The 12,568-nt window shown below is 59.0% G+C and carries 14 protein-coding genes; 9 read left to right on the top strand and 5 right to left on the bottom strand.

Annotation, left to right across the window (positions count from 1 at the left end):
* From HP062_RS14895 to HP062_RS14875, 5 genes are all read left to right on the top strand, one after another.
* Positions 1-627, top strand: coding sequence for a cytochrome o ubiquinol oxidase subunit III (locus HP062_RS14895; protein ID WP_010458056.1), 627 nt, complete (start codon positions 1-3; stop codon positions 625-627).
* Positions 628-963, top strand: a complete 336-nt coding sequence (cyoD, locus tag HP062_RS14890; RefSeq protein WP_077749376.1) for a cytochrome o ubiquinol oxidase subunit IV — start codon at positions 628-630, stop codon at positions 961-963.
* An 11-nt stretch (positions 964-974) separates the two neighbouring features.
* Complete coding sequence (gene cyoE / locus HP062_RS14885; RefSeq protein WP_010458052.1) at positions 975-1,862, top strand: heme o synthase; 888 nt, start codon at positions 975-977, stop codon at positions 1,860-1,862.
* 254 nt (positions 1,863-2,116) lie between these two features.
* Entirely contained in the window at positions 2,117-2,755 is a 639-nt protein-coding gene (locus HP062_RS14880) for a DUF6036 family nucleotidyltransferase (RefSeq protein WP_172791623.1), read from the top strand.
* The gene (locus tag HP062_RS14875) at positions 2,739-3,191 is read left to right on the top strand and encodes a hypothetical protein (protein WP_172791622.1); all 453 of its coding nucleotides are present in this window, start codon (positions 2,739-2,741) and stop codon (positions 3,189-3,191) included. Before HP062_RS14880 ends, HP062_RS14875 begins: the two co-directional genes overlap by 17 nt.
* A 105-nt stretch (positions 3,192-3,296) precedes the next feature.
* On the opposite strand, the gene HP062_RS14870 is transcribed toward HP062_RS14875, so the two are convergent.
* Positions 3,297-4,700, bottom strand: coding sequence for a PLP-dependent aminotransferase family protein (locus HP062_RS14870; protein ID WP_172791621.1), 1,404 nt, complete (start codon positions 4,698-4,700; stop codon positions 3,297-3,299).
* 122 nt (positions 4,701-4,822) lie between these two features.
* Here HP062_RS14870 and HP062_RS14865 point away from each other — a divergent pair, with 122 nt between their 5' ends.
* Positions 4,823-5,317 carry a RidA family protein gene (locus HP062_RS14865; protein ID WP_042932582.1) on the top strand — a complete coding sequence of 165 codons (495 nt, stop codon included), beginning with the start codon at positions 4,823-4,825 and terminating at the stop codon, positions 5,315-5,317.
* 172 nt (positions 5,318-5,489) lie between these two features.
* On the opposite strand, the gene HP062_RS14860 is transcribed toward HP062_RS14865, so the two are convergent.
* The 4 genes from HP062_RS14860 to HP062_RS14845 form a co-directional block, all read right to left on the bottom strand.
* Positions 5,490-6,194 (bottom strand): hypothetical protein, encoded by a 705-nt coding sequence (locus tag HP062_RS14860; RefSeq protein WP_010458047.1) that lies wholly within the window; start codon positions 6,192-6,194, stop codon positions 5,490-5,492.
* Between the two features lie 116 nt (positions 6,195-6,310).
* On the bottom strand, positions 6,311-7,054 hold the full coding sequence (locus HP062_RS14855; protein ID WP_077749370.1) for a DUF72 domain-containing protein: 744 nt from the start codon (positions 7,052-7,054) through the stop codon (positions 6,311-6,313).
* A 60-nt stretch (positions 7,055-7,114) separates the two neighbouring features.
* Complete coding sequence (locus HP062_RS14850) at positions 7,115-8,632, bottom strand: HAMP domain-containing sensor histidine kinase (RefSeq protein WP_172791620.1); 1,518 nt, start codon at positions 8,630-8,632, stop codon at positions 7,115-7,117.
* Positions 8,629-9,345 carry a response regulator transcription factor gene (locus HP062_RS14845; protein WP_010458041.1) on the bottom strand — a complete coding sequence of 239 codons (717 nt, stop codon included), beginning with the start codon at positions 9,343-9,345 and terminating at the stop codon, positions 8,629-8,631. Before HP062_RS14845 ends, HP062_RS14850 begins: the two co-directional genes overlap by 4 nt.
* A gap of 152 nt (positions 9,346-9,497) precedes the next feature.
* On the opposite strand from HP062_RS14845, the gene msrB reads away from it, so the two are divergent.
* Genes msrB through msrA form a run of 3 tightly spaced genes read left to right on the top strand, consistent with a single transcriptional unit; the run spans position 9,498 to position 12,562 of the window.
* Positions 9,498-10,016 carry a peptide-methionine (R)-S-oxide reductase MsrB gene (gene msrB, locus HP062_RS14840; RefSeq protein WP_077749381.1) on the top strand — a complete coding sequence of 173 codons (519 nt, stop codon included), beginning with the start codon at positions 9,498-9,500 and terminating at the stop codon, positions 10,014-10,016.
* Between the two features lie 43 nt (positions 10,017-10,059).
* Positions 10,060-11,823: a cytochrome c biogenesis protein DipZ gene (locus HP062_RS14835; protein ID WP_172791619.1), complete on the top strand. Its 1,764-nt coding sequence runs from the start codon at positions 10,060-10,062 to the stop codon at positions 11,821-11,823.
* A gap of 31 nt (positions 11,824-11,854) precedes the next feature.
* Positions 11,855-12,562: a peptide-methionine (S)-S-oxide reductase MsrA gene (gene msrA, locus HP062_RS14830; RefSeq protein ID WP_172791618.1), complete on the top strand. Its 708-nt coding sequence runs from the start codon at positions 11,855-11,857 to the stop codon at positions 12,560-12,562.
* Positions 12,563-12,568: the final 6 nt, after the last annotated feature.

Below are 12,568 nucleotides of genomic sequence, written 5' to 3'. Positions count from 1 at the left end.
ATGTCGAACTTAGTGACCAATGCTGGACACACCCATGTCGATGGACATGGGCACGATGACCATCACCACGACTCGGGCGAGATGACCGTATACGGTTTCTGGCTCTACCTGATGACCGACTGCATTCTGTTTGCGTCGATCTTCGCGGTGTACGCGGTACTGGTTAACAACGTCGCCGGTGGCCCGTCGGGCCACGACATCTTCGAACTGCCTTACGTGCTGGGCGAAACCGCTCTGCTGTTGTTCAGTTCGATCACCTACGGCTTCGCCATGCTGGCGTTCTACCGGGGTAACAAGAAGCAGGTCCTGGGCTGGTTGGCCATGACCTTCCTGTTCGGTGCCGGCTTCATCGGCATGGAGATCAACGAGTTCCACGTGTTGATCGCCGAAGGCTACGGCCCTAGCCGCAGCGGCTTCCTGTCCGGGTTCTTCACCCTGGTCGGTACCCACGGTCTGCACGTGACCAGCGGTCTGATCTGGATGGCGATCATGATGTATCAGGTCAACAAGCATGGCCTGACGTCGACCAACAAGACCCGCCTGAGCTGCCTGAGCCTGTTCTGGCACTTCCTGGACGTCGTGTGGATCTGCGTATTCACCGTTGTTTACCTGATGGGGACTATGTAAATGGCTAACACACACGCCCATGACAGCCACGACGCCGGCCACGGCAGCGTCAAGTCCTACGCGATCGGCTTCATCCTGTCGGTGATCCTGACCGTCATCCCGTTTGCGCTGGTGATGTACCCGACGCTGCCGAAGTCGATCACCCTGATGATCGTCCTGGCATTCGCCGTGATCCAGGTGCTGGTGCACCTGGTGTACTTCCTGCACCTGGACCGTTCGGCCGCGCAGCGTAACAACGTGATTGCATTTGTTTTCGCCGCGATCGTGATTGTCCTGCTGGTGGGCCTGTCGCTGTGGATCATGTTCAGCATCCACACGTTCATGATGGCGAAGTGAGGTAAGTCCGGATGTCCTTTAAGCACTTTATCCAAATCACCAAACCGGGGATCATTTTCGGTAACGTGCTTTCAGTGGCAGGCGGATTTTTCCTGGCCTCTCAAGGGCATGTCGATCTGGCCATCTTCCTGGCGGCAATGATCGGCACCTCCCTGGTGGTGGCTTCCGGTTGCGTGTTCAACAACTGCATCGACCGCGACATCGACCTGAAGATGGAGCGCACCAAGAACCGCGTACTGGTCCAGGGCCTGATCTCCCTGAAACTGGCGCTGATCTTCGCGACCGTCCTCGGTGTGGCCGGCGTTGCATTGTTGTACAAGGTGGCGAACCCGTTGGCCGCGCTGTTCGCGGTGATCGGTTTCGTCATCTACGTCGGCTTCTACAGCCTGTACCTCAAGCGCAAGTCGGTTCACGGCACGCTGGTGGGCAGTCTGTCGGGTGCGATGCCGCCGGTGATTGGCTACGTAGCCGTGACCAACAACTTCGACATGGCCGCACTGACGTTGCTGGTGATGTTCAGCCTGTGGCAGATGCCGCATTCCTACGCCATCGCGATCTTCCGCTTCAACGATTACCGGGCCGCATCGATTCCGGTGTTGCCCGTGAAGCGCGGGATTCAAGTGGCCAAGCGGCACATCCTGCTCTACATCCTGGCGTTCCTCGTGGCGACCTTGATGTTGACCTTCAGCGGCTACGCCGGCATGAGCTACCTCGCCGTCGCCGCGGCCATGGGCATGTATTGGTTGTACATGGCCTGGACCGGCTACAAGGCAGTCGATGACACGGTCTGGGCACGCAAGCTGTTCGTGTTCTCGATCTTCACCATCACCGCGTTGAGCGTGATGATGTCGCTGGACTTCAAAGTGCCGAGTGAGTTGTTGCTGACTTACGCGCCTTAAGCGCCGGCTGCTGTAAAGAAAAGCCCCGTCTTCGAGAGAAGATCGGGGCTTTTTGTTGGGTGCGATTCAGTCGTTCGGCACACCAAGTCTCGTAGGCGCGCAACTAATGCGAGGCCCAGTGCTCCTGCTTACCCATGTGGAAGAATCTTCCTACAAACCTTTCAGGTTGTCGGTCGGAAGTCGTCTTTCTAACCTCGGACTTTGCCAAATCAGCTGCAGCAGCTGCCTGGCGTTTTGTCGCTAGAGGTTCGAATATGGATTTGCCGGACGTAATCAATCCCCGTGTTAATACGAGCACGGCGTTAGGGCAGGCTTTGATTTCAATGTTCAAATCTGTCGAAGCTGAGTTGGTGCTTGAGTCTGCAGACACTGGGGCGGTCAAAATTATTGTGTTCGGTGGGTGTGCGGTTCACCTCTATACAAATCACCGTGTTTCCACGGATGTCGATGCCGAAATTTACGAGGCTAATGTCCCAAAAGGTCTCCACCTTCAAACCATGCTCGCAGAGGTTCCGGAAGAGTTTGTCGATGAACGATCCGGTCGATTGATGGAACTGAACTACGACCTTCAATACAACACAAGCTTTGGGCCTGTTCACGAGGATTACTGGGAGCGAAGCCTTCCACTTGCCGAGTTTCCGAATGAGTCTCCTCTGCATGTTCACATTGCATCGCCTATCGACATTGCCATTTCTAAATTGGGCAGAGCTACGGATCAGGACATTGGCGATATCATGGCGCTGCTCAGAAGTGGTTTCATACTCACCACTGAGCTCCGCCGACTGGCGTTGCAGGCTATTGATGTATATGTTGGCAATAAAGAATCACCAACCTCTGTTCTCGAAAATATTCTGCAAAACTATCTGGAGAATACAGATGACGAAGCCCCTTAGCGGCCACGTCCTCTCATCCGCTTTGGACACTCTGGTCAAAAGTCCTTTGAATCAAGCAGATGACGTTGCGCTTGTGAGCGCTGCCAAAGCTGTTTGGTACTCAAGCTCGAACCTCTCAAGTGAAGTCACGGCTTTTTTGAGTCGGCATTCTGATGAGGTCGAGGTTCGTCGCGCAGGCTACCTGCTCGAACGCTTTACACGTTTTTCATGCGTGTCTGATAGCCGAGTGCTGGAAACCTTTAATGCCCTTGAGCTTTTTGCCTACTCGACTATCAAGCAAGGCGTGAAGCCAGAACCAGCCGCGCCGCTTCGCCGTCGCCGTGATGAACTGGCAGCCTCCTGGGGGTTGAGTGAAGGCCTTGGCCTAAAGGCTCAAACCCTCATGCCTTTTCAGACTCGACATTACGAGGCGGAGCAACGCGCAACATTTTCTTGAGCCTGAGTTGCAAAACAAGAACCCGATGCAGCTCCGGTTGAAAGCCCCGCCTTCGAGAGAAGAGCGGGGCTTTTTGTTGGAACAGCAAAATGGCATCAGAAAAACTCAGCGATCGAGCAGCCGGAAAAACTGCTCACGCACCTGCAGGCTATCGCTATGCGCAACATTGAAACGCAGGAAGCTGCTGGCATCGGCGGCCTTGCTCAACAGGGTGCCGGGCGCCAGCACCAGGTCGTGTTCGAGGCCTTTGCCGGCCAGGGTTTCGGCGTGCAGTCCTTCGGGCAACCGAGTCCAGATGAACAGCCCTTCACCCGCTATCGATGACACCGAACATCCCGCCTCTACCAGCCATCTCGTCACGCGACTGCTCGATTCATACAGGCGATCCACCGTGCGCCGGGTGTGTTTGGCGTAGCTGCCGTTACTGAGCATGGTGCAGGTGATCTGCTCCGCCAGTTCCGAGGTCACGCCGCCGCAGGCCATTTTCAAGGTGATTATGCGTGCGGCCAGTTGCGGCGATAGCGCGGTGTAGCTGACCCGGCTGTTGGCGGTCAGGGTCTTGGAGAAACCGGACACGTAACTGACATTATCCAGACCGCTCGCGGCCAGGCGCGGGGTGCGTCTTTGCTGGAGGTCGCCATACAAGTCATCTTCGAGGATGTGGACGCCGTAACGGTGACTCAGCTCCAGCAAGCGATAAACCTGGGCGGCGGAGAACGAGTGTCCGGTCGGGTTGTGCAGCGTGCTGTTGGTCATATACAGCACTGGGCGATGGGCGATCAGTAATTGCTCGAACGCTTCCAGGTCCAGCCCGTCGCAATCGCGGGCGATGGTGATGACCTTGGCGCCGTGCAGCGCCAAGTTGGTGTGCATGTTGAAGTAGCAGGGATCGTCGAGCAGCACGGTGTCGCCGGGTTTTATCAACAGGCGCATCAGCAGGTCGATGGCCTGCACGGTATTGGCGGTGGTGATGATCTGCTCCACCGGCACCTCGATGCCGACGGTCGACAGCTTCACGCGCAACGCCTCGCGCAACGGGAGGTAACCACCGACCTCACCGTACTCGCCCATGCGCAGCGCGGTCGCACGAAGGGTGCTGCGCACGGCTTTGAGCAATTCGTCGGCGGGCAGCCACGAAGCGGGCAGAAATCCGCAGCCGGGGCGCAGCGCGCCGTTGTTCAGCAGCAAGGCGCGGCGGACCCGGCTGAGTGTGTCTTGGGGATGCAGGTCCGGGCCAGTTGCATGCTGGGATTGGATGCTTGGGCGGTGAATGTAATGCCCCGAACCCTGGCGTGAAACCACCAACCCCTTGGCCCGCAACCGGTCGAGAGCATCGACCACCGTGGACTTGCCGACGTTCATCAACTCGGACAGCTCGCGAATCGGTGGCAACTTGGCCCCGTTCGGCAGGCCACCCTGGTTAATGGCCAAAGACAGCTGATCGACGATCTGCTGCACCAGCGGCACTCCCGGCTGGAACTCGATGGCGGCGATGACGGCGCGCTGCATTTTACTGGTCTCCCTGGCAGTAAAGTTTGTTGGATCTTATACGAAGTTGCCCTGATCAAGACACGCATCTCTCTCTACCATCATCTGCGCGTATGCATGATTGATTAAGAGGGGGTCGGTTAATGAGTAATCAAATGAGTCGCGACGAACGCTTCCTCGCGATGGCGAAAGAACTTGGCTTTGATATCTACGACGAGAATTCTGCCGGCGGGCATTACGCCCCGGTGGTCCGGCACGATGATGAACTGTACGTCAGTGGGCTGGTGCCGCGAATGAACGGCAAAATCCAATACCCCGGCCGAGTGGGACTGGAACTCAACCTGGCCGATGCCCAAGAGGCTGCCGGTATCAGCGCGATACGCGGGCTTGCCCTGATCCGTGAGGCCATCGGCTCACTGGATAACCTCAAGGCATTGCTGCGCATCACGGTCTACGTGAAATCCACGTTCGATTTTGTGGACCTCAGTGAGGTTGCCAATGGAGCGTCTGACGTCTTCACGCATGTATTGGGTGAGGCCGGTAAACACACCCGAACGACCGTCGGTGTTTACCAGCTGCCGAAAAATGCGCCGATTGAAGTGGACATGATCGCGGCCCTGCATCCGTCAGCGCGATAATTCTTTCGGGCATACCTGCTTTTGTGGCGAGGGAGCTTGCTCCCGCTTGAGTGGGTAGCACTCACAAGAGTCGGCATTGTTGCCACATTTTTTGGGGCCGCTACGCAGCCCGGCGGGAGCAAGCTCCCTCGCCACAGGTTCCTTGCTGACTGAAAGCTTTCAGGTTGATCGGTTACTGCGCAGCGATGCTGTAACCGTCGAACGCGGTTTGTTGTTGAATAGCAGTAATGATGTTCTTGCGGTTGACCGCTTGTTCGGCCCCGGTATTGTCCAGGAACGTTTCGTTTTCAATGGCCGCGTCTTCACCTTCGCCGACGAAAGTGAAACCGAGGAACTCCAGCGCTTTGCGATCAACGTTCAGGCTCGCACGTGGAGTGCGTAGCGGTAGCGTAACGCTCACGCCATCCTTGCTGATGGTGAACACTTCGAGGTCTTTCTTGGCGCGAGCCACTTTGCTCTTGCCGGTGCTTGGGTTGCTGATGGCCTGGTGAGTCTGGTTCAGCACCTTCAACGCCAGGCCATAGACGATTTCCTGAAACGCCGGGTCTTCCTTGAAGCTGGAAAGAATACGGCTGATCGGGAATTTGCTGCTCAGGTCTTCCAGCGCGGCAATGTCGGACGCTTCAGCGTCTTTCAGTTGTTTGAGTTCGCCCATCAGTTCATAGGCTTTATCGTCGTCGAAGCTGTCGTGCGCCTGGCGAATCGCGGCGCGCAGCTCGCGGATCTGGTCGCTTTCCCGGGTGGATTGAAAAGCGTCCAGGACCATCTCGCTGATGGTCTTGGCCTGTGGCACATGCTGTGAAAGATTGATGGAGTTTTCGTATTCCGCTTTGGACGACAAGGTGACTACGGATTCAGCGGTATTGGAATCGGACATTGAAATTTCACTACTTCTTTTAACTTGGGTTTAGGCGAGAAAGCACAGGGCTTTTTCAGGCCGCCTAATCTATTGGACCTGACCCGAGTTGTCACGGATGAACAGGCGGTTGGTCATCATTTTTGGCGCTGGGATGTCATTCGCTGAAGCTCCAGCGCATTGGCGGTCGCCGCACCACTGGCGGTGTTGTCGAAGATGCACCAGGTGGGAACGCCGTCGGCTTGGGGGTGTAGCGTTCGAGCCAGGTCTTCAAGCCATGGTTTCTCGTAGTTTGAATAGTAGATTCGCGGCGACCCGTGCAATCGGTAGTAGCGGATGCCCGGCCAGGCACCGGGTACATCGCCATTGGGCAGTGGCGAAGGATCGGCTGCCACTTGGCCTATTCGATGCTCCATCAGCAGCGCCTGCGCCTCGGCTGTTTGCCAGCTGACGTGCCTGGGTTCAAACACGGCGAAGCCTGTGTAGCGCGAACGAAAGGTGGCGAAAAAGGTTTCGGCCGTGTTGACGTCGAAGGGCAAGGAGGGCGGAAGCTGGATCAGCAGGCAGCCAAGCTTCTGGCCCAGGTGGATGCATTGCTCAATAAAGTCATCGATCAACTGTTCACCATTCACCAAGCGAGCCTCGTGGGTGATCTGCTTGGGGACTTTGACTGAAAACCTGAAATTCTCCGGCACGCTTTCAGCCCATCGCGCATAGGTTGCCGGGCGGTGTGGTCGATAAAACGAGCTGTTGATTTCCGCGCACATCAGCTGTGCCGCGTACCGTTGCAGGTGAGTGCCTTCGTCGGGAAAAGCACTCCATTGCTCACGGGGCAGGCTCCATCCGGCGCAGCCGATATACAAGGGCGTCGTGGCCGTCATCAACGTTTTCTCGCCTCAGCATCGGGTATCGGGTTCAAAGCTGTGACCGCTGAAACCGGGCTATTTCCCCATCGAATTCAGGTTCATCGAGCGAACGGCCCATTTTTCGGCCGTTTGCTCATCCACCGGCAAGGAGAAACGGAAAGTCGCCCCCCGTCCCGGAACGTCGATCAACTGAATCTCGCGACCGTGCAGTTGCAGGATCCGATGCACGATGCGCAGCCCCAGCCCGCCATCGCGCCGGGCACCGCCAATGTTGAACGGACGCAGAAACAAACCTTCGCGCAACTCGGGGGCGATGCCGGGGCCGGTGTCGCTGATGGTGACTTCGATAAAGGGCCCTTGAGGTCGCAGGCTCAGTTCGATTTCTCCACCTTGCGGGGTATCGCGCAGGGCATTGTCGAACAGGTTGGTCAGCACACGTTCGATCAGCCCCAGGTCGGCGCAGACGGCCGAGACGTTGGGCGCGAAGTTGGCCTTGAGTTCAATCTGGCGCGCTTCGGCGGTGAGTTCGAACTTCTGGAAGATGTCCTGCACAAGATCGGTCAGGGAGAAACGCTCCAGCACCGGTTGCACGAAACCGTGTTCCAGCCGCACCAGTTCCAGCAGCGATTGCGCCAGGCCGCCAACCTTGCGGCTTTGATCCAGGGCGATGCCCAGATAGCGACGGCGGTCGGCGGGGGACAGCGTGGCGTCTTTGAGCGACAGGGTTTCCAGATAACCGTGCAGCGAGGCCAGCGGTGTGCGCAGGTCATGGGAGATGTTCGCTACCAATTCGCGGCGTTCCTGATCCTGGCGAGTCAGCGAGCGCCATTGTTCGCCGAGACGGGTTTGCATCTGGCGGAAAGCGGCGTCGAGTACGGCTATTTCATCGTGGCTCGATGCTTTTTCTACCGGGTCCGATGCGGGCGGTGTGGAGGGGACTCCGTCGATGTCGAACTGGCTGACTCGATCGGTCAATCGACGCAACGGTCGGGTGATCAGGGCAAATGCGGCGAGGCCGGCGATCAGGCACAACGACGCCACCAGACCGATAGACAGCAGCGCCGTATTGAGCGCGGCGCTGGTGGCACCGCGTTCGGCGAAGCGGTCGTGTTCTTCACTGAGCAACACCACATAGAGGTAACCTTCCGGCTTGCCGTTGACCTGCAACGGCGCTGCGCTGAACACCTTGCGTCCGTCGACGCTGCGCGGGTCGTCGCCGAGAATCGGCAGCGCCTCACCCTTGAGCAAGCGCTGGATCGGTGCCAGATCGACCCGATCCCGACGCATCCGGCCTTCGGGGGCGGCGCTGCCGACAATGAGCCCCTCGTTATCAAGCAGATAGACCTCGACACTCGGATTGACCAGCATGAGTTTGCTGAACAATTCGCGCACGGCATTGGGCATCAGGCCATTGGTGTCCATCAGCACAGTGTCGCGGGCGATGTGCTGGGCGAGATCACGCGACAGCCCTTGAACCACCTCCAGTTCGTGCATTTTGTTGGAGCGCACTTGCATCCAGGCCGAGGTGCCACAGCACACCAGCAACAGAATGGCGAACACCAGGGACAGGCGCTGTGTCAGGGTCAGCCTCATGGCTGCTCCTCCTTGGCCGCGAATTTATAGCCTCGACCCCATACCGTGAGGATGCGCGCAGGTTGTGCCGGATCGGCTTCGATCTTGGCCCGCAGACGATTGATGTGGGTGTTGACCGTGTGTTCGTAGCCTTCGTGGCTGTAGCCCCAGACTGCGTTGAGCAGGTCCATCCTCGAGAACACCTTGCCAGGCTGGCGGACGAAGAAATACAGCAGGTCGAACTCTCGCGGGGTCAGGTCCAGGCGACGACCGTCGAGGGACACGTCGCGGGTGATCGGGTCGATGGACAGGCCGTTGGTGATCAGGCTGCCGGCGTCCATTTTCAGGTTGCGGGCCATGGCGTCGACACGTCGCAGCAGGGCTTTGACCCGGGCGACCAGCTCAAGCATTGAAAAAGGCTTGGCCAGGTAATCGTCGGCCCCGAGTTCCAGCCCCAGGATCCGGTGCATTTCACTGGAGCGGGCGCTGGTGATGATGATCGGTGTGTAGCGGGCCATGGCCCGCGCCCGACGGCAGATTTCCAGGCCGTCGACGCCGGGCAACATCAGGTCGAGGATCAGTGCGTCCCAGCTTCCTTGCTGCAGCAGTCGCATACCCTCATCACCGTCGGCGCAGTGCACCACCTCGAACTGCTCATCGCGCAGATGCAGGCAGATAAGGTCGGCGATGTGCAGGTCGTCCTCGACCACCAGGACACGTTTGGTCTGTTCCATAAAGCTCAATCCTTTGTAGCGCAATGGGCACATTGTGCGGGTTTTCCCCGGGGCGAGTTATCACGAATTGTTTAACTGTCCGTGAGGATTTGGCGATCAACCCAAGCCTAGGCTGTGTTCCCTATCAGGCACTTGGAATTTTGGAGATGGCCATGTTTTCACGGCGACAATTTCTTGTAGCGAGCGGCGGGCTGGGCGCTGCAGCCCTGGTGATCGGTGTGTTGCCAAAATTTGCCGCCCATTCGGCGCTGGTCAGCGAGGCCAGTGCGTCGGAGGTGTTCGAGGTGACTCACAGTGACAGCGAATGGCGCGCGATGCTCAGTGCCGAGCAGTACGAAATCCTGCGCGAAGAAGGCACCGAACGGGCCTACAGCAGCCCGTTGAACAACGAGCATCGCGAGGGAATTTTCGCCTGTGCCGGGTGTGATTTGCCGCTGTTCTCATCCGACACGAAGTTTGACAGCCGCACCGGTTGGCCCAGCTTTTGGGCGCCACTGGACAAGGCGGTGGCGACCCGTCAGGACCGTTCCTTCGGCGTACTGCGCGAAGCAGTCCACTGCCGGCGTTGCGGGGGGCATCTGGGCCACGTCTTCGACGACGGGCCCAAGCCGACCGGCCTGCGTTACTGCATGAACGGTCTGGCGATGACCTTCGAGCCCGGGGCGGCGTGACCCATGGGCACTTCCTTTCACTCATTTATTGCAGGTCGATGCTATGTGGCTTCTGGTTCTCGCGTATCTCGGTGGTGTGCTGACGATTGTCAGCCCGTGCATTCTGCCGGTATTGCCCTTTGTCTTCGCTCGCACCGGGCAGCCGTTTATGAAAAGTGGCTTGCCACTGTTGGCGGGGATGGCGGTGACCTTCGCGCTCGTCGCCTCATTGGCGGCGGTGGGCGGCGGCTGGGTGGTGCAAGTCAATCAGTACGGTCGCTGGCTCGCGTTGCTGTTCGTGGCACTGTTCGGGCTGACGCTGCTGCTGCCTCGATTGGCCGAGCGCCTGACGCGCCCACTGGTGGCGGCCGGCAGCCGACTGTCGGAAGCCGCGGGCGCCGATGCTCGTCCGCGTCCCGGCGCTTCGTTCCTGATCGGCGTCGCCACGGGCCTGCTCTGGGCACCGTGTGCCGGGCCGATTCTCGGCCTGTTGCTGACCGGGGCGGCGCTGCAAGGGGCAAGCATCGCCACCACGTTGCTGTTGCTGGCTTACGCCGCGGGTGCCGCCACTTCCCTCGCCGTGGCGTTGTTGCTGGGCGGTAAAGTCTTCGCGGCGATGAAGCGCTCGATCGGCGCGGGTGAATGGGTCCGTCGAGGTTTGGGCGCGGCGATGTTGGCCGGTGTGGCGGCGATTGCCCTAGGGCTGGACACTGGCATCCTGGCGCGGGTTTCGACGGCTTCCACCGGTGGCCTCGAGCAGGCGTTGGTGGGCCGTTTGGCCGGCAAATCACCGAACAACAGCGGGGCGATGATGGCCGCTGGCGGGGCGATGAAAATGTCAGCAAAAGCGCCAGGCGCATTGCCGATTGAAGGCAACCTCCCGCCGCTGGATGGCGCCGTGCAATGGCTCAATTCGCCTCCACTGACCGCACAGGCATTGAAGGGCAAGGTCGTGCTGGTGGATTTCTGGACTTACTCCTGCATCAACTGCCTGCGCACCTTGCCGTATGTCAAAGCCTGGGCCGAGAAGTACCGCGATCAGGGGCTGGTGGTGATCGGTGTTCATGCGCCCGAATTCGCGTTCGAGCGGGATGTGGGCAATGTCACCAAAGCCATGAAAGACCTGGGCATCAACTACCCGGTGGCGATCGACAATGACTACAAGATCTGGCGTGCCTTCAACAACGAATACTGGCCGGTTCACTATTTTGCCGACGCGCAGGGGCGCATTCGTTATCACCACTTCGGTGAAGGCGAATACGCCGAATCGGAACGCGTCATCCAGCAGCTGCTGCGTGAAGCGGGCGCCTCAAAAGTCGCCGATGGGCTGATCACAGCCGATGCCACCGGGGTTCAACTGGCCCCGGACATGAATGAAGTCCAGTCGCCGGAAACCTATGTGGGCTACCAGCGTGCGGAGCACTTCGTGCCGCAAACCGGTCTGGTGCCGGACAAGGTGTCGGCGTACAGCACGCCAGCGCAATTGGCACTCAACGATTGGGGCCTGGACGGTCAATGGAACGTCGGTTCGGAACGCGCGATTTCAAGCGCGCCGGCCAGCCGAATCGTCTACCGCTTCCACGCGCGCGATTTGCACCTGGTACTGGGCCCCGGCGCAGACGGCAAACCGGTGCGCTTCAAAGTGCTGATCGACGGAAAAGCCCCCGGCGATGCCCACGGCACCGACGTCGCCCCCGATGGCAGCGGCAGCGTTACCGAGCAACGGTTGTATCAATTGGTGCGCCAGAACGGCGGCGTGACGGACCGCACTTTCAGCATCGAGTTTCTCGATCCGGGTGTGTCGGCGTATGCGTTTACGTTCGGTTGATCGCCCTATCATTTGTTCAGGAGTCAGACTCATGAAAAACCCGGTTACCTGGCGCCGTACCTTGTTGGGTTTGGCGGCTGCAGGCGTCATTGGCCAATGCTCGGCGTTTTCTTTCGGCGCTGCTGAAGAGGCAGTCATTATCCCGCCGCCTGCCCTGGATGAAACCACCCAGGCCCACAGCGAAACCGCAGTCTTCGCCGGCGGTTGCTTCTGGGGCGTCCAAGGGGTGTTCCAGCATGTCAAAGGCGTGAAAAAAGCCGTCTCCGGTTACGCTGGCGGTGAAGCCAGCACCGCCCGGTATGAGCGTGTCAGCGACGGCGATACCGGTCATGCGGAATCGGTCGAAGTCACTTTCGATCCGTCGCAGGTCAGCTACGGCACCTTGCTGCAAATCTATTTCTCAGTGGCGCACAACCCCACCGAGTTGAACCGCCAGGGCCCCGACAGCGGCACGCAGTACCGGTCGGCAATTTTCCCGGCGAACACGGAACAGCAGCGCGTCGCCCAGGCCTACATCGCCCAGCTCGACGCCGCCCATTCGTTCACCAAACCCATTGTCACCAAGCTGGAAACCTACAACGGTTTCTACCCGGCGGAAGAGGAACATCAGGACTTTCTGACCGAGCACCCGACGTATCCATACATCGTGATCAACGACCTGCCGAAAGTCGCGCAGCTGAAGCAGCTGTACCCGGATCGGTATCAGGAGAAACCGGTGCTGGTGAAGGCGGGGATGTGAAGGGCG

The organism is Pseudomonas sp. B14-6 (genome assembly GCF_013260315.1).
Classification (GTDB): domain Bacteria; phylum Pseudomonadota; class Gammaproteobacteria; order Pseudomonadales; family Pseudomonadaceae; genus Aquipseudomonas; species Aquipseudomonas mandelii.
The sequence above is the reverse complement of the archived record's forward strand: the minus strand, read 5'-3'. Positions and strand labels throughout refer to the sequence as shown.

Excerpts from the sequence above, each read along its gene's own strand:
- HP062_RS14875 (WP_172791622.1), top strand. The coding sequence starts at position 2,739 with ATGACGAAGCCCCTTAGCGGCCACGTCCTCTCATCCGCTTTGGACACT.
- cyoD (WP_077749376.1), top strand. The coding sequence starts at position 628 with ATGGCTAACACACACGCCCATGACAGCCACGACGCCGGCCACGGCAGC.
- msrB (WP_077749381.1), top strand. The coding sequence starts at position 9,498 with ATGTTTTCACGGCGACAATTTCTTGTAGCGAGCGGCGGGCTGGGCGCT.
- HP062_RS14860 (WP_010458047.1), bottom strand. The coding sequence starts at position 6,194 with ATGTCCGATTCCAATACCGCTGAATCCGTAGTCACCTTGTCGTCCAAA.
- HP062_RS14870 (WP_172791621.1), bottom strand. The coding sequence starts at position 4,700 with ATGCAGCGCGCCGTCATCGCCGCCATCGAGTTCCAGCCGGGAGTGCCG.
- HP062_RS14835 (WP_172791619.1), top strand. The coding sequence starts at position 10,060 with ATGTGGCTTCTGGTTCTCGCGTATCTCGGTGGTGTGCTGACGATTGTC.
- HP062_RS14895 (WP_010458056.1), top strand. The coding sequence starts at position 1 with ATGTCGAACTTAGTGACCAATGCTGGACACACCCATGTCGATGGACAT.
- HP062_RS14845 (WP_010458041.1), bottom strand. The coding sequence starts at position 9,345 with ATGGAACAGACCAAACGTGTCCTGGTGGTCGAGGACGACCTGCACATC.
- HP062_RS14850 (WP_172791620.1), bottom strand. The coding sequence starts at position 8,632 with ATGAGGCTGACCCTGACACAGCGCCTGTCCCTGGTGTTCGCCATTCTG.
- cyoE (WP_010458052.1), top strand. The coding sequence starts at position 975 with ATGTCCTTTAAGCACTTTATCCAAATCACCAAACCGGGGATCATTTTC.
- HP062_RS14855 (WP_077749370.1), bottom strand. The coding sequence starts at position 7,054 with ATGACGGCCACGACGCCCTTGTATATCGGCTGCGCCGGATGGAGCCTG.
- HP062_RS14865 (WP_042932582.1), top strand. The coding sequence starts at position 4,823 with ATGAGTAATCAAATGAGTCGCGACGAACGCTTCCTCGCGATGGCGAAA.
- HP062_RS14880 (WP_172791623.1), top strand. The coding sequence starts at position 2,117 with ATGGATTTGCCGGACGTAATCAATCCCCGTGTTAATACGAGCACGGCG.
- msrA (WP_172791618.1), top strand. The coding sequence starts at position 11,855 with ATGAAAAACCCGGTTACCTGGCGCCGTACCTTGTTGGGTTTGGCGGCT.